Origin of the sequence: Bradyrhizobium sp. SZCCHNR1017 (assembly GCF_032381375.1) — a bacterium.
In the GTDB taxonomy this organism is placed as follows: Bacteria; Pseudomonadota; Alphaproteobacteria; order Rhizobiales; family Xanthobacteraceae; genus Bradyrhizobium.
The window spans coordinates 1-19,691 of the sequence record NZ_JAUHIR010000006.1 but is presented as its reverse complement, the minus strand read 5'-3'; the positions used below and the strand labels follow the sequence as shown (position 1 = coordinate 19,691).

At 63.9% G+C, this 19,691-nt stretch carries 20 protein-coding genes; 13 read left to right on the top strand and 7 right to left on the bottom strand.

Annotated elements, in window-relative coordinates:
• Window positions 1-12: 12 nt before the first annotated feature.
• The 6 genes from QW863_RS16510 to QW863_RS16485 all read left to right on the top strand — a co-directional run bounded on the left by QW863_RS16510 (window position 13) and on the right by QW863_RS16485 (window position 5,546).
• Complete coding sequence (locus tag QW863_RS16510) at window positions 13-813, top strand: ABC transporter ATP-binding protein (RefSeq protein WP_315715299.1); 801 nt, start codon at window positions 13-15, stop codon at window positions 811-813.
• An 83-nt stretch (window positions 814-896) separates the two neighbouring features.
• Window positions 897-1,625, top strand: a complete 729-nt coding sequence (locus tag QW863_RS16505) for an ABC transporter permease (RefSeq protein WP_315715432.1) — start codon at window positions 897-899, stop codon at window positions 1,623-1,625.
• Window positions 1,625-2,608, top strand: a complete 984-nt coding sequence (locus QW863_RS16500; protein ID WP_315715300.1) for a 2-hydroxyacid dehydrogenase — start codon at window positions 1,625-1,627, stop codon at window positions 2,606-2,608. The genes QW863_RS16505 and QW863_RS16500 overlap by 1 nt, the downstream gene beginning before the upstream one ends.
• 92 nt (window positions 2,609-2,700) lie before the next feature.
• Window positions 2,701-3,297 carry an AprI/Inh family metalloprotease inhibitor gene (locus QW863_RS16495; protein WP_315715433.1) on the top strand — a complete coding sequence of 199 codons (597 nt, stop codon included), beginning with the start codon at window positions 2,701-2,703 and terminating at the stop codon, window positions 3,295-3,297.
• A 159-nt stretch (window positions 3,298-3,456) separates the two neighbouring features.
• On the top strand, window positions 3,457-5,109 hold the full coding sequence (locus QW863_RS16490; protein WP_315715301.1) for a PAS-domain containing protein: 1,653 nt from the start codon (window positions 3,457-3,459) through the stop codon (window positions 5,107-5,109).
• 107 nt (window positions 5,110-5,216) lie between these two features.
• Window positions 5,217-5,546, top strand: coding sequence for a hypothetical protein (locus QW863_RS16485; protein ID WP_315715302.1), 330 nt, complete (start codon window positions 5,217-5,219; stop codon window positions 5,544-5,546).
• A 3-nt stretch (window positions 5,547-5,549) separates the two neighbouring features.
• On the opposite strand, the gene QW863_RS16480 is transcribed toward QW863_RS16485, so the two are convergent.
• The gene (locus QW863_RS16480; RefSeq protein WP_315715303.1) at window positions 5,550-7,025 is read right to left on the bottom strand and encodes a PLP-dependent aminotransferase family protein; all 1,476 of its coding nucleotides are present in this window, start codon (window positions 7,023-7,025) and stop codon (window positions 5,550-5,552) included.
• A gap of 85 nt (window positions 7,026-7,110) precedes the next feature.
• Here QW863_RS16480 and QW863_RS16475 point away from each other — a divergent pair, with 85 nt between their 5' ends.
• Window positions 7,111-7,971, top strand: coding sequence for a DMT family transporter (locus QW863_RS16475; protein WP_315715304.1), 861 nt, complete (start codon window positions 7,111-7,113; stop codon window positions 7,969-7,971).
• Between the two features lie 11 nt (window positions 7,972-7,982).
• On the opposite strand, the gene QW863_RS16470 is transcribed toward QW863_RS16475, so the two are convergent.
• The 6 genes from QW863_RS16470 to QW863_RS16445 form a co-directional block, all read right to left on the bottom strand.
• A complete protein-coding gene (locus tag QW863_RS16470) occupies window positions 7,983-8,696 on the bottom strand; it encodes a hypothetical protein (RefSeq protein WP_315715305.1) in 714 nt (237 codons plus the stop codon).
• A 149-nt stretch (window positions 8,697-8,845) separates the two neighbouring features.
• Window positions 8,846-9,040, bottom strand: a complete 195-nt coding sequence (locus QW863_RS16465) for a JAB domain-containing protein (protein ID WP_315752322.1) — start codon at window positions 9,038-9,040, stop codon at window positions 8,846-8,848.
• A gap of 73 nt (window positions 9,041-9,113) precedes the next feature.
• Window positions 9,114-9,344, bottom strand: a complete 231-nt coding sequence (locus QW863_RS16460; RefSeq protein WP_083938734.1) for a helix-turn-helix domain-containing protein — start codon at window positions 9,342-9,344, stop codon at window positions 9,114-9,116.
• Between the two features lie 512 nt (window positions 9,345-9,856).
• Window positions 9,857-12,745: an ATP-binding protein gene (locus QW863_RS16455; RefSeq protein ID WP_315706375.1), complete on the bottom strand. Its 2,889-nt coding sequence runs from the start codon at window positions 12,743-12,745 to the stop codon at window positions 9,857-9,859.
• Window positions 12,746-12,947: 202 nt separating this feature from the next.
• Window positions 12,948-13,955: an aldo/keto reductase gene (locus tag QW863_RS16450; protein WP_015669967.1), complete on the bottom strand. Its 1,008-nt coding sequence runs from the start codon at window positions 13,953-13,955 to the stop codon at window positions 12,948-12,950.
• Between the two features lie 55 nt (window positions 13,956-14,010).
• Entirely contained in the window at window positions 14,011-14,766 is a 756-nt protein-coding gene (locus QW863_RS16445; protein ID WP_315768013.1) for an alpha/beta hydrolase, read from the bottom strand.
• Between the two features lie 338 nt (window positions 14,767-15,104).
• On the opposite strand from QW863_RS16445, the gene QW863_RS16440 reads away from it, so the two are divergent.
• The 6 genes from QW863_RS16440 to QW863_RS16415 form a co-directional block, all read left to right on the top strand.
• Complete coding sequence (locus QW863_RS16440; protein WP_015669965.1) at window positions 15,105-16,040, top strand: helix-turn-helix domain-containing protein; 936 nt, start codon at window positions 15,105-15,107, stop codon at window positions 16,038-16,040.
• Between the two features lie 91 nt (window positions 16,041-16,131).
• On the top strand, window positions 16,132-16,803 hold the full coding sequence (locus tag QW863_RS16435; RefSeq protein ID WP_315706374.1) for a type 1 glutamine amidotransferase domain-containing protein: 672 nt from the start codon (window positions 16,132-16,134) through the stop codon (window positions 16,801-16,803).
• A 70-nt stretch (window positions 16,804-16,873) separates the two neighbouring features.
• Window positions 16,874-17,164, top strand: a complete 291-nt coding sequence (locus QW863_RS16430; RefSeq protein ID WP_315706373.1) for a putative quinol monooxygenase — start codon at window positions 16,874-16,876, stop codon at window positions 17,162-17,164.
• A gap of 159 nt (window positions 17,165-17,323) precedes the next feature.
• The gene (locus QW863_RS16425; RefSeq protein ID WP_015669963.1) at window positions 17,324-18,214 is read left to right on the top strand and encodes an alpha/beta fold hydrolase; all 891 of its coding nucleotides are present in this window, start codon (window positions 17,324-17,326) and stop codon (window positions 18,212-18,214) included.
• Window positions 18,215-18,311: 97 nt separating this feature from the next.
• Window positions 18,312-19,037, top strand: coding sequence for an alpha/beta hydrolase (locus QW863_RS16420; protein ID WP_042340409.1), 726 nt, complete (start codon window positions 18,312-18,314; stop codon window positions 19,035-19,037).
• Window positions 19,038-19,470: 433 nt separating this feature from the next.
• The coding region (locus QW863_RS16415; protein WP_315718642.1) for a hypothetical protein at window positions 19,471-19,691 on the top strand (221 nt) is incomplete at its 3' end.

Below are 19,691 nucleotides of genomic sequence, written 5' to 3'. Positions count from 1 at the left end.
CACTTTCAGCAAATGAGCTCCCCCCTTTCGTCCGAGCGCGCCGTCGCGACCGCGGTACGCCTGCGCGGCGTCACCAAGGTGTACGAGTCCGGCGTCGCCGCGCTGGGGCCGATCGATCTGACCATCGCCAAAGGCGAGTTCGTCTCGCTGCTGGGCCCCTCCGGCTGCGGCAAGTCGACGGCGCTGCGGCTGATCGCAGGCCTCGCGCGCCCGAGCGGCGGCGCGGTCGATGTCGCGGCGTCCGCGTCCGAGACGCATCCGGGCCATCGCATCGGCTTCGTGTTCCAGGAGCCGACATTGATGCCCTGGACCAGCGTGCGCGACAATGTCGGATTGCCGTTGAAGCTTGCGCATGTCCCGGCCATGGAGGCGCGGCCGCGGATCGATGCGGCCTTGGCGCAGGTCGGCCTGTCGGATTTTGCCGATGCGTTCCCGCGCGAATTGTCCGGCGGCATGAAGATGCGCGCCTCGCTGGCGCGGGCGCTGGTGACGCGGCCCGACATCCTGCTGATGGACGAGCCGTTCGCGGCCCTCGACGAGATCACGCGCTTTCGCCTCAACAACGACCTGCTGGCGCTGTGGCGCAGCCTGAACATGACCGTCCTGTTCGTCACCCATTCGGTGTTCGAGTCGGTCTACCTGTCGCAGCGCGTGCTGGTGATGACGGCGCGGCCCGGCCAGCTCAGTGCCGAAATCCGGATCGACGTCGACTCGCGCGATGATGCGTTCCGGGCCTCGCCGGACTACGCCGCATACTGCCGTCGCGTGTCCGACGCGTTGGCGCCGGCCTACACCGGAGTGCATGCGCTGTGAGCGGTGCCTCCGAGCGAGCGACATCCGTTGCGGGCGAGCGGCTGGCGAGCCTCGCCTTTCCGGCCTTGGTTTTCGTCGCAGCGATGACGGCGTGGGAGTTGGTGGTGCGCGTCAACGGCATCCAGCCCTATGTGCTGCCGGGGCCGCTGCTCATCCTGAAGACGTTGGTTGCCGACTGGGACATTCTGGCGCAGTCGCTGCTGACGACACTGGTCACCACGCTCGAAGGCTTCATCGCCGCCGCGCTCGGCGGCATCGCGCTGGCGCTGTTGTTCAACCAGTCGAGATGGCTGGAATGGGCGCTGTTTCCCTATGCCGTGGTGCTGCAGGTCACCCCCGTGATCGCGGTCGCACCGCTGCTCCTGATCTATCTGCCGCAGCAGACCGCGGTGGTCGTATGCGCCTGGATCGTCGGCTTCTTCCCGGTGCTGTCCAACACCGCGCTCGGGCTCAACTCGGTCGATCGCAATCTCGCCGGCCTGTTCCAGCTCTACGGCGCCTCGCGCTGGCAGACCTTGCGCTATCTGAAATTGCCCGCCGCTCTGCCCTACATTCTCGGCGGTCTGCGCATCGCCGGCGGCCTGTCGCTGATCGGCGCCGTCGTCGCCGAGATCGCCGCGGGCAGCGCCGGCGCGGGCTCAGGGCTCGCCTATCGCATCGCCGAATCCGGCTATCGTCTCAACATACCCCGCATGTTCGCAGCGCTGGTGCTGCTGTCGGTCGCCGGGATTGTCATCTATGGCTTGCTGGCGCTAGTTTCGCACCTCGTTTTGCGGCGCTGGCACGAGAGCGCGCTTGGAAAGGACAACTGATGGCGGCCACTTCGTCTGACAAGATCGATGTTCTGATCTATGGGCCGCTGCGGCCGATCCTGGAGAAAGGGTTCCCGGACGGCTTCACCGTGCACCATGCGACGACGCAGGCCGATCTCGAAGCGCTGCCGGCGGACGTGAAAGGGCGGATCCGCGGCGTCGCCGTGACCTTCCACACCGTGAAGACCGATGCCGCCGTGATGGCGATGCTGCCGAAGCTGGAGATGATCGCAAGCTTCGGCGTCGGCTATGACCATATCGCGGCCGCCCATGCCGGCCAGCACGGCATCATCGTCACCAACACGCCGGACGTGCTGACCGAGGAGGTCGCCGACGTCGCGCTCGGCCTGCTGATCGCCACCTGCCGCGAGTTCATCAAGGCCGATCGCTTCGTGCGCTCCGGCGAGTGGACGTCGAAGCCCTATCCGCTGAGCGTCGGCTCGCTGCGCGACCGCACCGTCGGCATGGTCGGCATGGGCCGCATCGGCCAGGCGATCGCGCGCCGGCTCGAAGCCTCGCTGGTGCCGGTGGTCTATCACTCGCGCAACCCGGCGGCGGGCGTCACCAACAAGCACTATCCCGACCTGCTCGCGATGGCCAGGGACGTCGACACGCTCATCGTGATCGTGCCCGGCGGCGCCGGCACCAACAAAATCGTCAACGCCGAGGTGCTGAAGGCGCTGGGGCCGCGGGGCGTCGTCGTCAACGTCGCCCGCGGCTCGGTGATCGACGAGCAGGCTTTGGTCGAGGCGCTGAAGTCCGGCACGATTCTCGGGGCCGGCCTCGACGTGTTCGAGAAGGAGCCGGTGGTGCCGGACGCGCTCAAGGCGATGGACAATGTCGTGCTGCTGCCACACATCGGCTCGGCTGCCATCGTAACCCGCAACGCGATGGATCAGCTGGTGGTCGACAATCTCAAGGTCTGGTTTGCCGGCAAGCCGCCGCTGACGCCCGTTCCGGAAACGCCGGTGAAAGGCCGCTGATGAAACGCTCGCTCCCAATGCTGATCGCGCTGCTGTCGTCAGTGGCGAGCGTCCCTGCCGTCGCGCAGGACGCCGCCGGCCTGAAGAAAGCGATGATCGGGCAGTGGGAGCTTGCGACCACCGAGCGCAGCAAGACCTGCGTCGTGACCCTGAAGCCGGACGCGGCGCCGCGCGGGCAGAAGCTCGAGCTGGAGCCGAGCTGCGCCGCCGCGCTGCCCTTCACCAAGGACATCGCCGGCTGGAACGTGAAGGGCCTCGACATCGTCAGTCTCCAGGCCGCCAATGGCGAAGCGGTGATCGACTTCACCGAGGTCGAGGCCGGCATCTTCGAGGGACTGCGCCAGGGCGAAGGCGTCTACATCCTGCAGAACCTGGCGGCGGCGCGGTCGCTGGCGAAATCGATGGACCAGATGATCGGCGACTGGGCCATGGTCCGCGGCAATGGCGCCACGATCTGCAGCCTGGTGCTGACCAACAACGACGCCGGCCACGACAACTTCCAGGTGTTCGTGAAGCCGAAATGCGACCCCATGATCGCAGCGTTCGCGCCGAGCCAGTGGCGGCTCGAGCACGGCCAGATGATGCTGATGTCCGACCGCGGCGAGACCTGGCGGTTCGAGGCGGACGACAATGCGCAGTGGCGGCTGGTGCCCGACAGCGCCAATCCGCTGATCATGCTCAGGCAGTAGGACGAGACGCGCGCCGTTGAGCGCCCTTGCCGTGCGGCGGGCAAGCTTCTTCCGGCATCGGATTTGGTTAACGGCCGGTTACACGCCTGTTCCACTGATTGGAACTTGTTGTTTACGCATCTTGCGTCTGATGGTTGTACTCCATCGAGGGGGACCGCCATGCGTGAGTTGTTGCGCCGGTTCAACAGGTCGCTGCCGTCGTTCAGCCTCAACGACAAGATCTCTGCGGCTGCGGCCGCGTTCGCCGTCCTGGTGATGCTGTCGACACTGGGCGCGCTGTCGGCGCTGCGCGAGCAGCGCCTGTTCTACGATCGGCTCGAAGCGCTTTCCATTGCAGCCCGCAACATCGAGCGCACCAACGCGCTGATCTACGCGGTCGTGATGGAATCGCGCGGCATCTACATGTCGTTGGACCGCACCGTCGCGCGGCGCTACGCCGATTCGCAGCTTGCGAAGATCGCGCAGCTGAGCAAGGTGGTTGACGAATGGGAAAGCCGGGTCACAGATGACGACGCCGCGCTGTTCGCCCCGTTCAGGAAGCGGATCGATCAGTTCGTCGCATTCCGCACCGAGATGGCGCGGCAGACGATCTCGGTCGGATCGTCGGCGGCGCGCGAGCTCGGCGACAATGACGAGAATCGCGCGGTGCGCACCGCGCTCAACGAGGACCTCGAGAAATTGTCGCGGCTCTATGCCGACCGCACCCGCGAGCTCGGCGAGGCGGCCGACGCGCGCGGCATGGCCGCGTTCTATCTGGGCGCGCTCGGGGCGGTGATCATCGTGCTGATCGCGGCCGCGGCGCTGGCGCTGCGCTGGGGCGTGCTGATGCCGCTGCTGGACATCGCCCGCGTCACCGACCGCATCGCGGCCGGCCGCATCAAGCTCAAGATTCCCCATGCGCGGCGCCATGACGAGATCGGACGGGTCGCCCATGCGGTGGAGACTTTCCAGAACGGCGCCTTCCGGATTCAGGAGCTCGAGCAGCACGAGGTCGAGATCGAGCGCCAGCACGCCGACATCCTGCGCGAGCACGAGCGGCTGGAGCAGGGCGCGCTCAGCAACCAGCAGCGTCTGGATGCCGCAGTCGCCAACATGGCCCAGGGCCTGATCATGCTCGACAGCTTCGGCTATGTGCTGATCGTCAACGAGCAGTACCGCAAGCTCTACGGCCTTCCTGCCTCGGTTGCGAAGCCCGGTGCGCATGTACGCGAGATTCTCGCACATCGCGCCAAGCTAGGCCTGCTGCGCGAGAAGCCGTCGGAGTTCCTCGCCGCGCTACGGGAGCGCCTGAAGGAGCGAAGGGCCGAGATCGTCGAGGTCGAGCTCGCCGACGGCCGCATCATCCGCATCTCGGAGCGTCCGATGGACGGCGGTGGCTGGATCGCCACTCATGAGGATTTCACCGCGCAGCGCCGTGCCGAGCGCAAGCTCGCGCGCGCCGAATATTTCCTCGCCGCATTGCTGGAGAACATCCCGCAGGCGGTGCTGGCCAAGGATGCGCAGTCGCTGCGCTACATGTTCGTCAATCGCGCCGCCGAGCGTCTGTTCGGCGTGCCACGCAGCGACATCATCGGCCGCACGCCGGGCGAGCTGTTCTCCGCGCCGACCGGCGCAATCCTCGAGGAGGCCGCCCGCGACCAGCTCGCAGAGCATGGCGACGATGAGCCGCGAGCCCATAGCATCCTCACACCCGGGAACGGTCCGCGCGACATCGTCGTGCGCCGGCTGCCGGTCTCGATCGGCGAGGGCGAGCCGAGATATCTCCTCAGCATCATCGAGGACCGCACCCAGGCTCAGCGCGTGGCGGCATGATGCGCCGCGTGGCAAGGCCGTGGCTTGCCCTGCCTTGACGTCGCCTTGATCTGCATCAAGAACGGCCGCGCCGGGCGGACTAGCGTGCCCGGAACGGAGGCTTGTCCATGATCCGACGTCTGGGGATTCCCTTTGCTACCCGCCTCGGCGCTGCGGCGCTGCTCACGCTCGCCGTCGTCGCGCCGGTGCATCAGGCTGCCGCGCAGGACGTACTCGGCGGAGCGATCCTCGGCGGCGCCGGCGGAGCGATCCTGGGCGGCGCGATCGGCGGCGGCCGGGGCGCTGCGATCGGCGCCGTGATCGGGGCCGGTACCGGAGCTGCAATCGCGGCCGATGGCGAGCGCCGTCGTGGCGGCTATTATTCCTATCGCAATGGCTGCTATTTGCAGCGCGGCGACGGCTCATGGGTCCGCGCACACCCGCGCTACTGCTACTAAGTCTTATCGGTCGGCTGAATTGACCGCCTGGCGGCGCAACGAACGCGCGGCCGGTGGCTTTGTCGCGCGCTCCAGCGCGTTGATGACGCGCGGATCCTCGCAATGCGCGACGTTGAAGCGCATCATCGTCGCGGCGGATTGCGCCGCGCTGAAGACGTCGCCGGGCGCGAGCACCACGTGTTCATCGAGCGCGGCCTGGGCCACCTCGATTGCCGTACAGCCGTCCGGCAACCTGCACCACAGATGAAAGCCGCCGCGCGGCATCAGCCATGGGGCGATACCGATGCGCTGCAGCCGTGCCGCCACGCGCGGCCGTGCTCGCCCAAGCCGTGCGCGCAGCTCCTCGACGTGCTTGCGGTAGCTGCCGCTGGTCAGCACCTGGGTCAGGGTCTCCGCGGCGAATTGTCCGGGACCGCCGAAGCCGGTCGCGATCTGCAGGTCGATCAGCGGTTCGATCCAGTCCGCGCGCGCCGCGATGTATCCGCAGCGCACCGAGGCCGACAGTGTCTTGGAGAAGCTGCCGACCAGGATCACCCGCGTCAGCCCGTCGAGTGCGGCGAGCCGCGGCGACGGCTCGGGTTCGAAATCGCCGTAGATGTCGTCCTCGACGATGATCGTGTCATGCGCCGACGCGGCGTTGAGCAGCCGGTGCGCCGTCTGCAGCGACAGCGTCGCCCCAGTCGGATTGTGCAGGCCGGAATTGGTGATGTAGAGCCGCGGGCGCTCGGCCGCGAGTATCGCCTCGAACTGCGCGATGTCGGGTCCGCCCGGCGTCATCGGCACGCTGATGATCCGCGCCTGATGCGCGCGCAGCAGCGCGAGGAAGTTGAAATAGCAGGGATCGTCGACCAGCACGGCGTCGCCGGCACGCAGCAGCATGCGGCAGATCAGGTCGATCGCCTGCGTGCCGGACGAGGTCAGCACCAACTGCTCGCTGAACGCGTCGATGCCGATGCCGGCAAGGCGGCCCTGCAGCAGCCGTCGTAGCGCCGGCGATCCTCGCGCTCCGCCATAATCGCTCAGAACAGGGCCGGCGCTGCGCGCCAGCGCGCGGACCGCGCGCCGCAGCGCGTCCTGCGGCATCCACTCGGCCGGCAGCCAGCCGCAGCCGGGCGTCAGCGTTCCCGGTCCGGCGTCGAGCGACTGCCGCGACACCCAGAACGGGTCGACCGCGCGCGGACGGCGCGGCTCGCGATCGGCGAGGGCCAGCGGCGGCAGCGCCGTGTCGGCGACATAGAAGCCGGAGCCGCGCCGGGCACGGATCACGCCCTCGGCGGCGAGCCGGTCATAGGCCTCGACCACCGTGGCCGGCGACACGCCCATCGCCGCGGCGAAGGCGCGGATCGAGGGCAGGCGCTGGCCGGCGCTGAGCGCGCGCGTCGCCAGACGCTGCCGGATCGCATCGACCACGGCGATGGTCCGCGAGCCGCCTCGGCGGGAATCGGGCGTCCCTGGTCCCAAGTGTGTTGCCCTTTGCATCAGTACAGATTGTCAAAATTGTATCGGTCTGTCGCTGCCGCAACAAGCCCGATCGGGCTATGGGATCTGCAAGGAGGAGCCGTGCATGAAGGGATCGATCGAAGGCTGGGGGAGCGGCATCATCGGCATGACGATCTTCAGCGGCTCGCTGCCGGCGACGCGGGCGGCACTGGAGGGTTTTTCGCCGCTGTTCCTGACGGGCGCACGCGCGACGCTCGCGGCCGTGCTGGGCGCGCTTTGTCTCACGCTGTTGCGGCAGCCGCTTCCCGGCCGGCGCGACCTGATGTCGCTGGCGGTCGTGTCGCTCGGTGTCGTCATCGGCTTTCCGCTGCTCACCGCCCTGGCGCTCCAGCACATCACCTCGGCCCATGCGATCGTGTTCGTCGGTCTGCTGCCGTTGTCGACCGCCTTGTTCGGCGTGCTGCGCGGCGGCGAGCGGCCGCGCCCGTTGTTCTGGCTGTTCGCAGCACTTGGCGCTGCGGCGGTCTCGGGCTTCGCCCTGTCGCGGGACGGCGTCGCGGCGCCGATCGGCGATCTCGCGATGATCGCTGCGATCGTCGTCTGCGGCCTGGGCTATGCCGAGGGCGCCATGCTCACCCGCCGGCTCGGCGGCTGGCAGGTGATCTCGTGGGCGCTGCTGTTGTCTGCACCGCTGATGCTGTCGATGGCGGTGCTGACGCTGCCCGGCGCGTCACACGACATCACGGCCGCGGCGTGGCTGGGCCTCGCCTACGTCTCCGTCTTCAGCATGTTCGTCGGCTTCGCCTTCTGGTACCGCGGGCTCGCGCGCGGCGGCACTGCGACGGTGGGCCAACTGCAACTGCTGCAGCCCTTCCTCGGCCTCGGTTTCGCGAGCCTGCTGCTGCATGAGCCGGTGTCGGCAACGATGATTGCCGCAGCCGGAATCGTCGTCCTCTGTGTGGCAATGGCGCGCCGCTGGGCATGAGCCGTCGGCGGCTATTTGCGATGATAGAGTCCAGTGAAGCTGACGCCGGCACCGCCGCAATCATTGTTGTCCTCGACCAGCAGAAGCGCGCCGATTCGCTGCAGGCGCACGCGGCACTCGTCGCCGGCATTCGGCCGCTCGAACGGTGTGCTGCCGTCGTCGACGAAGGCGATCAGGCCGCCCTTGGGCTCTGCCGTCGCGCCGAGCGATCCGTTGCGCAACTCGCGCCCGGCCGGCAACACCTGATCGCCTTCGATCCTGAGCCGGTTGCCGGCCTCCTTCCTGATCGTCAGTCCCCCTCCAGGGTGCTCCCAGCTTCCGGACCAGTCGGCCGTCGCCGGCGCGGCCATCGGCTCGACAGCGGTGAGGGCTGCGCGCGGCAACCAGCCGGTGGTCCAGATCTGGGCCTTCGCATGCGGCTGCTGGTAGCTGACGCAGACGAAATCGCCGCGGGTCCTTCCGATCAGCACGAGGTCGTCGCGGACGAGGTAAGCCTTCTTCCGGCAGGCGTCGGTCGCAGCGGGACAGCCTGCGGCCTTGAAGTCATCGTCATAGGGGCTCTTGACGAAGTTCACGCGTGGCTGGCCGCTCACTTTGGCGACGACGAGCGGCCGCGCATCGTCCCAGCCGATGCCATTGCAAATGGCGGGATCGTTGGCGTCGTAGGCAGCCGCCGCCGTGACGGTCAGGACGCTCAGGATCAGTCCGATGAAGGGCGCGCGCATCCGTCATTCCTCTCCACGCTTCGCCCGCATTAGCCGGCGCGGGAAGACGTCCGGTTCAAACCGGCCCGACGTTTCGTCCATCCCGCGGCGATCTTTTGGCAGCTCCGACCGCAGCACGCTGCATGCGTCGTCTCGTCGGCGTCGCGCCTTCACATCACCCCGATGCTCTTCAGGCTGGTGTGGCCATTCCTTCCGACGATGATGTGGTCGTGAACCGTGATGCCCAGCGGCTTGGCGATCTCCACGATCGTCTTGGTCATCCGGATGTCGGCCTGCGACGGCGTCGGATCGCCCGAAGGGTGATTGTGCATGAGCGTAGCGCCGCAGCTATGTAATTGAAGAATAACGGATTTGGCAGGCCGACCATCAAGCGGGGGACGGAGAGTGGGGACGGTAGTGCACGCCAAATCGTGATCATCACGCCTGATCAGGCCCAGTCATCGGTGATCGTCCTGGCGCACGGCAGGACACCATGTTTCTCTTGTCCCAAGCATCGAGTTCGCCAACCGGATATAGGACCGCTTTCCCGATTTTGACGAAGGCGGGTCCGACGCGCATCGCTCGCCAGTTGCGAAGGGTCCCGACGCTGACCGCGCCACGGTAGCGCTCCGAGACTTCCTCTGGCGTCAGATATTTTCGATCGTCCATTGCCGCACTCCCGATCACGCGACCATGAATTCAGTAATTCACGGTCCTGACCGCTCTCGGAAGCTGGATGCATTGTCGATAGTGAAAGAGAAGGCTAACGGCCACGCAAAGGCGTATCGTCCACGTCAACCCGAGATCGAGCCGAATATTTCGACGAGATCGAGCACGTGAAAATCACGAAGGACATGCTCGAGCCGAAGGACCTCCGGAAGATCCTTCTCGTCAGCCCGGATCGAGCTCGGAACTCGGACCCGCGGCGTTTTCACAGAGTTAGGGTCAAAAGCGACCGTCACAGCGCAATCGCGTTTTGGTCCGCTTTCCCTCCAACACCGGACGCAGCCGGCGTCGGTGGCAAGGTCAGAGATGGACCAGAAGCGGAAGTATCCGCGAGAGTAGCGGATGCCTGAGGCATTTGCCGCGCTCCAGAAGTCGAGTAAAAATCCAATCAGAACTCGTAGCCCTTCTGACCGATGGCTTGCCAGTTGCACCAACTTGTGCTCGGGGGCATGTTTTTAGAGTCCTACGCCACTTGTACGGTTCTCTATCTGAGCCAACAATCGGGAGGCACGAACAAGGTCTTGCGTACCAAACCCTTCGGTGAATTCGCCAAAAATCGGAGCGAGCAATTGAACCGCGTCTATCTCGCGGTTTGTCGCCGCCCAATGAGCGGCGAGGTCGGTGGCGATCCGAAGCGCGAAAGTTAACGCGCCGATAGCGCGAGCTTCAGCCAGCGCCTCCTTTAATAGCTTTTCAGCGCGGACTGTTTCGCCATCCTCAAGAAGGATAGATGCATTGACTCGCTGAAGTTCCGAGCGGCACCAGCGCTCGCCCTGCCTTTCCTGATAGTCGATGGCGCGCGTGACGGCGTCACGCGCTTGCGCGATCCGCCCTTGCCGCAGATAAGCACGAGCGAGGAAAGCCAGATAGCTGCCGATCCGCATCAGAAAGCGGCATTCGATCAGTTCGTCAATCGCGGCCCGAATATCCTCCACCGCGCGCGGATCGCTGCGCAATTCGCGCAGGCAGGCGGAGAAATAGCGCTCGACCGAAACCCAGCGCCAGATGCGCTCGCGTTCCAGATTGCGACGCAGGCGTTCCGTGAACATATCGAGCGCGTCAAGATCGCCGATTTCAAGCGAGATAGGAAGTGCGGCGAGCCCAAGTGCGTTCGACTGCGACACCCAATGGCCACCGCGGTCCGCAGCATCAACGGCCTCACGCGCCAGTCGAGCGGCGTAGTCGGCCTGCCCCTGCATCCACACTACAAAAGGCATGTTGGTGCGGACGGTGATGAAGCGGTAGACCTCATTCGCATCCTTGCGCGAACGCCCCCGGACTAGCGAATGGGTTGACGCGAGACGATCGAGAACCGGGCGGCTTTTGCTTAATTCGCCGGCGAAGGCGTGGGCCCAGGCCAGGGCCTTGTCGGCTTCGGATGTCGCCGTCGAATCGGGGTCTCGGTCGGCCAGCGAGGTGGCCTCCTCGAGATAAGTGATGGCACGTGCGATCTCGCCGATCTGGAGCAGATAGAACGCAAAACCCGTCAGCGCGCGCTGCTGAAGGTCGACACTGTCAGCACGCCTTGCGAATGCGATTGCGTCAAGCCAGGTGACTTCGTTCTCGTTCGAACTCTTGCGGGCGTAGAAGAGGCTCCATCCGAGGGCACAGGCGAGCTTTGCCTTGGACAGATCGTCGCATGGAACGCGCTTGGCCAACGCGAGTGCGACCTCCAACCGCGCTTGCGCCTCCGACAGGATGGAGGTCTCCGACCACAGGGTGATCGCAGCAACCGCAAGCCTGATTCCGAGGATGTCATCGCCCTGCTCGCCGAACGACCATGAAAGCGCACTTCTCAAATCGGCAATGCGGCCAAGGTAGCGCTCGGTCCAATCGGTCGGCTCGCGCCATTTCCAATCCTCCTCGGATTGCTCGAACAGCGCAGCCATGCGCTCCGCATGGCGGCGCATCGCCCCGCTGCACGCCGGATCGCCCCGACGCCGCTCGGCGGCATAGCGACGCGTGCTATCGAGCAGCCGGTAGCGCAGGCTCGCGCCCCGCGCCTGCGCGCTCAACAGTGATTTGGCGACGAGACTGCCGAGTGCGGTCGCGACGTCGATCGGCGTGAGACCTGCCGCTTCCGCGACGAAGACCGCATCCTCGTGCTCGAACCCGTCACTGAACACTGACAGCAGGGCGAAGAGCCTGGCTTCCGTCTGCGACAGCAGCCGGTAGCTCCAATCGATCGTTGCCATCAGGGTTTCATGGCGCGGCGGCCCGGCGGCGGCCCCGGTCGCGCTAAAGCCAAGCCTCTGATCGAGGACGACCAACAGCTCCCGCGGGGTGAACCTGCCGATCTGGGCGGCAGCCAATTCGATGGCTAGGGGAAGCCCGTCCAGCGAATGACAGACCGCTGCGATGGCGTCGCAATCCTCGTCGACGAACTCGTAATCCGACCATTCGGCGGCGCGTCGAACGAACAACTCCACCGCCGGGAATCTGACGGCCTGATCCACCGACAGCCCAAGGCCTGAACTCGGAGCAGATAGAGAGCCAAGCCGCACGACGTGCTCAGTGGTGGTGCCGAGCGGCTCGCGACTCGTGGCAAGCAGCCGGGATGGCGATGTGTCCGTCATGAACTTGCTGGCAAAGATCGTGGCGGCTGGCAGCACATGCTCGCAATTGTCGAGGATGAGCAGCATCTGCCGCGGCCTCAGATAGTCGAGGACAGCAGCCAGCCCCATGTCCGTATTGCCTCGGATACCGAGTGCCGTCACGAGCGCCGCGCCGAACAGGGTAGGATCGGAGATTGTCGCGAGATCGATGAAGCAGACGCCGTCGCGATACCTTGACACGAACGCCTGGGCGACGGCCAGGGCTACGGTCGTCTTACCGATCCCTCCTGCGCCGGTCAGGGTCACGTGCCTGTCCTCGGCGAGCAGATCGGCGATTTCAACGATATCGGCTTCGCGGCCGACGATGCCGCGCGGCGATGGCGCATGCGAAAGCGGGAGCGGATCGGCCAGCGCAGGCTCCCCCTCGATCTCGCCGATGCCGACCCGGACATCGGCGATGAACTTGTACCCACGCCGCGCCACGGTCGCGATGTAGATGGGCTCGATCTGGGTATCTCCCAGCGAGCGCCGCAAGCTCCACATATTGACCTTAAGATTGCTGTCGTGGACGAACGTGCCCGGCCAGGCTGCCGCCATCAGCTCGTTCTTGCTGACCAGCTCGCCGCGGCGCTGCACCAGCAGCCGCAAGAGCTCGAAGGCGCGTCCGCCAATCTTGACGGGGCGCTCGTCTAGAAGAAGCAACTGACGGCCGGGGACCAGTCGAAACGGGCCGAAGCTGAATGTCAGCTTCTGTCGAGGTGCGCCCCGTTGCCGTCTGGCCGTCCGCATTTCGCATTGCCAATCGATCGAAGAGATCGCTTGGTATTATCATGCACTGCAAACTTGTTGAAGTGAGCCGTTCTGACTTTCACGACCGCTGCGCAAAACCACGCGGGTGTGGCTATTTTTTTGGCTTGCGAAGAACCGCTGTGCTCACAATCTCGACGCATCATTGGTCGGAACCTCGGCGAACCACCCTCTCACACCCACTTCAACCGGGGAGCGGAGCTGCGGAGTTGACGAGCGCCTGCGAGCGCAGCTCGCGCCAGAAATCGACGGGGACGACTTCCTCGAGCGCGGCGCGATCCTCGGCAATGCGGCCTGGACGGCTCGCGCCGGGAATGACGGCAGCCACCACCGGGTTAGCCAGCACGAACTGGAGGCCCGCCGCCTTCATGCTGATGCCGTAGCGGTCGGCGATTGCCTTGATCCTCCCCACCTTGTCGATGATTTCCGGGGGCGCCGGCGCATATTCAAAATTCGGGCCGCCGACGAGCGCGCCCGAACTGTAGGGGCCGCCGACGACAATCGCGAGCTCATGCTCCGCAACCATCGGGATCACACGCTGAAGCGCCCTCGCATGGTCGAGCAGCGTGTAGCGGCCCGCGAGAAGGAAGCCGTCGGGGCGCGGCTCTTCCAGCGCCAGCAGCAGTTCGATCGGCTCGACCCGGTTGACGCCGAGGCCCCACGCCTTGATCACGCCTTCGTCGCGTAGCCGGTCGAGCGCCTTGAACGCCCCCTTGCGTGCGCTTTCGAACACCGAAAGCCATTCGTCGCCGTAGAAGTCCTGCGCCACGTCATGCACGAAGGCGATGTCGATGTGGGAGGTCGCGAGCCGCTTCAGACTGTCTTCGATCGAGCGCAGCGTCGCGTCTTCGGAATAGTCGTTCACAATCTTGTTCGGACGCCCGTATTTGAACACATCCCCCTTCTCGCCGAGGTCGCGGGCGCCGACATCCTCGATCTCGTCCAGGATCAATCTTCCGACCTTGGTGCTGACGACATAATCGCTTCGCGGCCGGTCGGCGAGCGCGGCGCCCATGCGGATCTCGGCAAGACCCGCGCCATAGAAGGGCGCGGTGTCGAAATAGCGGATGCCGTCGTCCCAGGCCGCACTCACCGTCGCGAGCGCTTCCTGCTCCGGGATGTCGCGAAACATGTTGCCGAGCGGCGCCGCGCCGAAGCCCAATCTTCCCGGCAGAATATTCTTGAGGGCCATGTTGCGTGTCCTCGTCTGCGACAGGCAAGTCCGCCCGTGCGCGGCGCCGCCCGTCTCATTCGGTCGCGGAGGTATCCGCGCTTCTGATGAAGGCCGCGACCTCGCGCGGATGCGACAGCATCACCGCGTGGCCGCTTTTGATCTCCGTCACCTTCGCGCCCGAGCGCTTGGCCATGGTGCGCAGCCAGGTCGGCGGGATAATGTGATCCTCCATCGTGACCATGTAATAGGTCGGCTTGGTCTTCCAGGCCACGCGGTCGACCTTGGACTGCACCGCCTGCAATCCAAACGGCAATTGCGCCGCAGCCATGAAGCGCGCGGTCGCAGCGTCGACGCCGCCGGCGAAAGAGGTCGGGAATTTGTCGCGGTCGACGAAGATCAAGTTGCCTTCGACGACGAGCGGACCCTTTTGCTCGCCGGCGGGCACTGAGCCTTCCGACAGCGTGCTGACAGACTCTCCGGCGTCGGGAGCATATGCCGCGAGATAGACAAGGCTCTGAACCTTCGGATTGTCGCCGGCCTCCGTGATGACCATGCCACCATAGGAATGTCCGACGAGGATGACCGGATGCCGCGCCTTGGCGATCACGCGTTCGGTCTCCGCGACATCGTCACGAAGCGAGATCGTCGGCTGCTGGACGACGAGCACTTCATAGCCCGCATTCGAGAGAATGTCGTAGGTGTCCTTCCAGCCCGAGCCGTCGACGAAAGCGCCGTGGACAAGGACGATGGAAACGGTCTTCTCGGCGGCCACCGCGGGGACGGCCGTTGCGATCGACATTGCAACAAGCGCGGAAATAAGCGGCTTCATAGCAGGCTCCGATCCTTGATACGGCGACATTGCCGTTTGATGAGCTTCATTAGCGCAGCTGAGAAGTTGCGGTATTCCCGATTCCTGCGCGACGATGGACGCATCTTGCTCATCTTCGATGAGAGCAGCTTTCGAAGCGGCGGTGCGCGTGCTCCAACCTTTTGCTTTGCTTGCCTTTTACTTCTTTTAACCGTGCCGCCTCTGGACTTCGCTATCGGTCCTTGTGAGAAATTCAGGATCGGCGTGGCAGCGGGCCGGGGCTGCACTCATTTACCGGATGGAATGATCGCTCTCTTGCGATACGGGGCCGGGATTCGCCGCAACTTGCGGAGGTCGTGATGGCACTCGTGACTCATGGAGATCAGAAGTACCAGAACAGCGAGAAGCTCGCGGCGGCCAACGATTGGCCAGGGCTGAGCATCGAACATCGCAAGTTCGAAGCGGGGCGCCAGGCGACGCCGGTGCCTATCTGCACCGAACTGGTAATGCTACTGTCCGGCGGCGGGATGGTGTGTCGCACCGGCAACGGTGAAGTCCAGAAAAGCCTCGCGCGCCCCGGCATGAGCTACCTCGTTCCGGTCGGGACGCAGGAGAGCCATCTCGAGCTTTCGGACCGGATGGAGTGTCTTCACCTCTACCTCCCGCCGGCGCTGCTGGACCAGAGCGCGCTTGCGGACTTCAATATCGATCCGGCAAGGATCGAGATCGCCTACGCCCACGGTCTGACGGACCAGGTGCTCTTCCACATCTGCTCGCCGCTTCGGGATCTGCTTCATCGTCCGCGCCAGTCGACTGACGCGCTGTTCGTGGAGGGAATTCAAGTCGCGCTTGCAGCGCATCTCCTGGGCAACTATACGATCGACCGCTGGCGTGCGCCCGACAGGTCTCCGTCGCTCGATCCACGGCGCCTGCAGCGCGTGCTCGATTATATCGAGTCGTCTCTGGGAGACGAAATCAGACTCGAGGATCTGGCGGCTCAGGCCTGTCTCAGCCCCTATCATTTCTCCCGGCTGTTTCGCGAGGCGACGGGATTGTCACCGCACCGATACGTGACCGATCGGCGCGTCCAGGCTGCGCGGCACGAGCTCGCGCGCAACCGACTGTCGCTGGTCGAAATCGCCCTGGAGTTCGGTTTTGGCTCGCAAGCAAACTTCACGCGCGTCTTCCGCAAGGCCGCAAGCCTTACGCCGGGGCAGTATCGCGAGTTGTGCTGCGGCCAGATCGAGGTGAATGCCGATCGTTCCGATGCGGAGTACCGCAGGGATTGCTCATGATCCCGCAGGATTCGGAAATACGGTTCTGGGCCGCGCGGGTAGTGTCGTTGCGGCGCTCTTCGACTTTATGGATACCTCCAGGAAACGAATCATGACTCAACACGTCCTGTTTATCGTCAGCAACGCAGCGGTGATCGGCCCGCAAAATCGTAAGACGGGCTTCTTTTTCGCCGAGGTCGCGCATCCGTTCGATGTTCTTGACAAGGCAGGCATCGCCGTTGAGTTCGCTTCCTTGAGAGGCGGATGGACGCCCTACGATGCCTACGACGAGAAAGATCCTGCGGAAAAGGCCTTTCTTGAAAGCAAGGCTTTTCGCCGCCTCAATCGCAGCCGCAAACTTGCCGAGGTGGATGCTGCGGATTTTGATGCCATTCTCGTGCCCGGCGGGCTCGGGCCGATGGTCGACATCCAGCGTAACCCCATCGTTCAAAATGCAGTCGTGCGCGCCTGGAGCACGGGAAAATTCGTGACGGCCGTTTGTCACGGTCCGTGCGCGCTTCTCGGGGTGGACCTTGGCGATGGCAAGCCATTCGTGCAGGGCAAGAAGCTGACTTCGTTCTCGAAGAAGGAAGAGTACGACTACGCGCGCGAAGATGTTCCCTACGAACTTGAGGACGCCCTGCGGGCAGAGGGCGCCGAATATACGTCCGTGGCAAACTGGGAACCTCACGTTGTCGTCGATGGACGTCTCATCACCGGCCAGAATCCCGCCTCAGCCGGGCGCCTGGCAAAAGAGCTGCTGGCAGCACTGAGAAAATCATAAGACAGGCAGCCGAACATCGCCTGGCTGAACTGAAGCCAGCAGTCACTCTGAAAAGTTTTGGTCGATCGCGATGCCGTCGAAGATTACTGCTCTTCTGGTTGCTCACCCCGGCAAAAGCGATGAGCTGAGAGAACTTCTGGTCGGCCTTGCGCCGCATTGCAGGGCAGAGCCCGGTAATCTGCGTTGGGACGTTTGGCGCGACACTTCGAACGATCATCGTTACGTCCTTGATGAGCTCTACCGAGATATCACTGCGGTCGAAGCACATCGCGCCTCGCAACATTACCAGGCCTACTTGGCCAGGGTTCCCGAACTGGCCGAACGTACGGCAGTAATCGCGGAATCCGTAGACGTGAGATAATCGGGTTTGAGGAACGACGTACCGTATAAAGGAGTTGCCATGCGCCTTTCTTGCGCGACTCTCATCGCCTTAACCATTGTCAGCGCACATCCATCGCTCGGGAGGTCCACGGCTTCTGCATGTGGACCGGGGGCAACGCCCGCTCATCGTTGCGGGCCAATGCCCGGCGGCAGCGTAGGCGATTTAACCGTTCATTACCGCACGGCCGCCATCAGCGGCGTGAACGTGTTCTACCGCGAAGCTGGGCCAGCAGATGGGCCCGTCGTTCTCCTTCTGCACGGCTTTCCGACGTCCTCACACATGTTCCGCAATCTGATTCCGAATCTAGCCCACCGATACCGTATCATCGCGCCGGATTACCCCGGCTTCGGGCAAAGCGATGCGCCGGATCGCAACCGCTTTTCCTATAGTTTTGCGAACTATGCCGAGATGATCGACGCCTTGCTGAATCAACTCGGAGCGAAACGCTACACCATGTACGTCATGGATTACGGCGCACCGGTCGGCTATCGCCTCGCCCTCAAGCATCCGGAGCGCGTGACTGCCCTCATCATCCAGAACGGCAACGCTTACGAAGAAGGATTGCGGGAAGCTTGGGACCCGATCAAGGCGTATTGGAGGGAAGGAACGGAGGAGCGGAGGAATGCGCTTTCATCCCTCGTCTCTCTCCGCGCGACTAAATTCCTATACACCGATGGCGTCCGCGATCTGACGCGCATAAGTCCTGACAATTGGGTGCAAGACCAAGCGCTGCTGGATCGTCCCGGCAATAAGGACATTCAGCTCGACCTGCTCTACGACCACGCGACCAATATCCCGCTTTATCCGGCGTTCCAAGCGTTTTTCCGCGAAAGGAAGCCGCCCGCTCTAATCCTCTGGGGCAAGAACGACAAGGTCTTCGCTGAAGCCGGCGCACATTCCTATTTGCGCGACTTGCCAGACGCCGAGTTACACATCCTCGACACCGGTCACTTCGCACTTGAGGACCAACTCGACGTGATGGCGCCGCTGATCAGCGACTTCCTCGACCGAACGAATGAACGGCCCTGACGCAAGACTTTCGCACGAACTTAAAGGTAGCCGATCTATCACGACGCCCCACAACACGAAAGGAATTCCTGTGAACTATTTGGCATCTCTGCTGGCAATGTGCGCGCTCGCTATCACGTCGAACTCCGCGGGAGCTCAGCAACAGAAAACGACATCGGTCGTCCTTGTGCACGGCGCGTTTGTCGATGGCTCAGGCTGGCAAGCGGTATACGATCTCCTTAAAAAGGGCGGATACGAAGTGCTGGTGGTCCAGAATCCGACCATCACGCTCGAGGGTGACGTCGCCGCCACGGAAGCCGTGATCGCAGCAGCCAAATACCCTGTTGTGCTGGTTGGCCACTCGTATGGCGGCATGGTGATCACACAGGCTGGCGACAATCCGAAGGTCAAGAGCCTGGCTTACATCGCGGCCTTTGCGCCGGACGCTGGCGAATCTGCCGCATCCCTGAATGACTGGCCGGCAGAGCCTGGCGAGGCGAAGGCGCCCCTGCTGCCGCCGCAAGACGGTTACCTGCTGGTCGATCCCGTGAAGTTCCCGACTTCCTTTGCGGCGGATTCCCCTGCGGCGCTGACTGAGTTCATGGCGGCCGCGCAAGTGCCATGGGGACTGAAAGCCGTCGAAGCCAAGACCACAAAAGTGGGCTGGAAGGCAAAGCCGAGTTCCTTCCTGATCCCGTCTCAGGACCGCATGATAACCCCCAGTTCACAGAGAAAGATGGCTAAGCGAAGCGGTGCGCGAGTGGAAGAAATAAATAGCAGCCACGCAGTGATGCTGTCTCATCCGCGGGAGGTGGCCGCGTTCATCGAGTCTGCCGACCGGTAATCGACGCAAAACGGATCAACTTATTCGAGGCCTAGCGACGTTAATGAAGACGGCGGGTTGTGTGCCGATGGGTCAGCGCAGGATGCATCAACCTCGGGGCGCGCGAAGGATTATGGCCTTCGTACGCCAAGCCCGTCGTACAGCTCGTCTATCCGCAACCAACGAAGCGCGGGCGCAGGTTGTTTGTCCTCTCAGCGATGCCCAGACAGATCGCAATTCTGATCGCGCATATGCTCAGCCCAGCGCTGCAAATACATTCAGCAACTGGATTGATTAGAACAGGCTGGGGTGCGTCATTCGCTGGCAGAGTGCCTTCGCGAGTTGCGGCTATAGCGTGTGGAAGCAGCTGCTTAGTATCGTCTGGTGATAGTAACCGATTGCTGGTCTAATTCGCCAAAATTTCTCTATACCGTCCGCGTGGGCTAAGGAGCCGTTGAACAAAGTGCGGATGTCTTTGGACCAAAACCAGTCTTTCGCCGGGGATGCTGCCGCTGATCGGCTTTGGGTCGATTCCGTTGAAAAAGTCGGCAGTAGTTTCGTCGTGAACGCCATCTGTTTCGAGGACGAATTGGCGCGGTGTGGTTCACGCGGGCGTCAGCGCGGGCATCGGGATCAGCTTGGCCATCTTACGAAGGTTCTGAGCGGCTGCAGCGA

Bases quoted from the DNA above. Each gene is read 5' to 3' on its own strand.
- QW863_RS16510 (WP_315715299.1), top strand. From the start codon at position 13: ATGAGCTCCCCCCTTTCGTCCGAGCGCGCCGTCGCGACCGCGGTACGC.
- QW863_RS16505 (WP_315715432.1), top strand. From the start codon at position 897: ATGACGGCGTGGGAGTTGGTGGTGCGCGTCAACGGCATCCAGCCCTAT.
- QW863_RS16500 (WP_315715300.1), top strand. From the start codon at position 1,625: ATGGCGGCCACTTCGTCTGACAAGATCGATGTTCTGATCTATGGGCCG.
- QW863_RS16495 (WP_315715433.1), top strand. From the start codon at position 2,701: ATGATCGGGCAGTGGGAGCTTGCGACCACCGAGCGCAGCAAGACCTGC.
- QW863_RS16490 (WP_315715301.1), top strand. From the start codon at position 3,457: ATGCGTGAGTTGTTGCGCCGGTTCAACAGGTCGCTGCCGTCGTTCAGC.
- QW863_RS16485 (WP_315715302.1), top strand. From the start codon at position 5,217: ATGATCCGACGTCTGGGGATTCCCTTTGCTACCCGCCTCGGCGCTGCG.
- QW863_RS16480 (WP_315715303.1), bottom strand. From the start codon at position 7,025: ATGCAAAGGGCAACACACTTGGGACCAGGGACGCCCGATTCCCGCCGA.
- QW863_RS16475 (WP_315715304.1), top strand. From the start codon at position 7,111: ATGAAGGGATCGATCGAAGGCTGGGGGAGCGGCATCATCGGCATGACG.
- QW863_RS16470 (WP_315715305.1), bottom strand. From the start codon at position 8,696: ATGCGCGCGCCCTTCATCGGACTGATCCTGAGCGTCCTGACCGTCACG.
- QW863_RS16460 (WP_083938734.1), bottom strand. From the start codon at position 9,344: ATGGACGATCGAAAATATCTGACGCCAGAGGAAGTCTCGGAGCGCTAC.
- QW863_RS16455 (WP_315706375.1), bottom strand. From the start codon at position 12,745: ATGCGGACGGCCAGACGGCAACGGGGCGCACCTCGACAGAAGCTGACA.
- QW863_RS16450 (WP_015669967.1), bottom strand. From the start codon at position 13,955: ATGGCCCTCAAGAATATTCTGCCGGGAAGATTGGGCTTCGGCGCGGCG.
- QW863_RS16445 (WP_315768013.1), bottom strand. From the start codon at position 14,766: ATGAAGCCGCTTATTTCCGCGCTTGTTGCAATGTCGATCGCAACGGCC.
- QW863_RS16440 (WP_015669965.1), top strand. From the start codon at position 15,105: ATGGCACTCGTGACTCATGGAGATCAGAAGTACCAGAACAGCGAGAAG.
- QW863_RS16435 (WP_315706374.1), top strand. From the start codon at position 16,132: ATGACTCAACACGTCCTGTTTATCGTCAGCAACGCAGCGGTGATCGGC.
- QW863_RS16430 (WP_315706373.1), top strand. From the start codon at position 16,874: ATGCCGTCGAAGATTACTGCTCTTCTGGTTGCTCACCCCGGCAAAAGC.
- QW863_RS16425 (WP_015669963.1), top strand. From the start codon at position 17,324: ATGCCCGGCGGCAGCGTAGGCGATTTAACCGTTCATTACCGCACGGCC.
- QW863_RS16420 (WP_042340409.1), top strand. From the start codon at position 18,312: ATGTGCGCGCTCGCTATCACGTCGAACTCCGCGGGAGCTCAGCAACAG.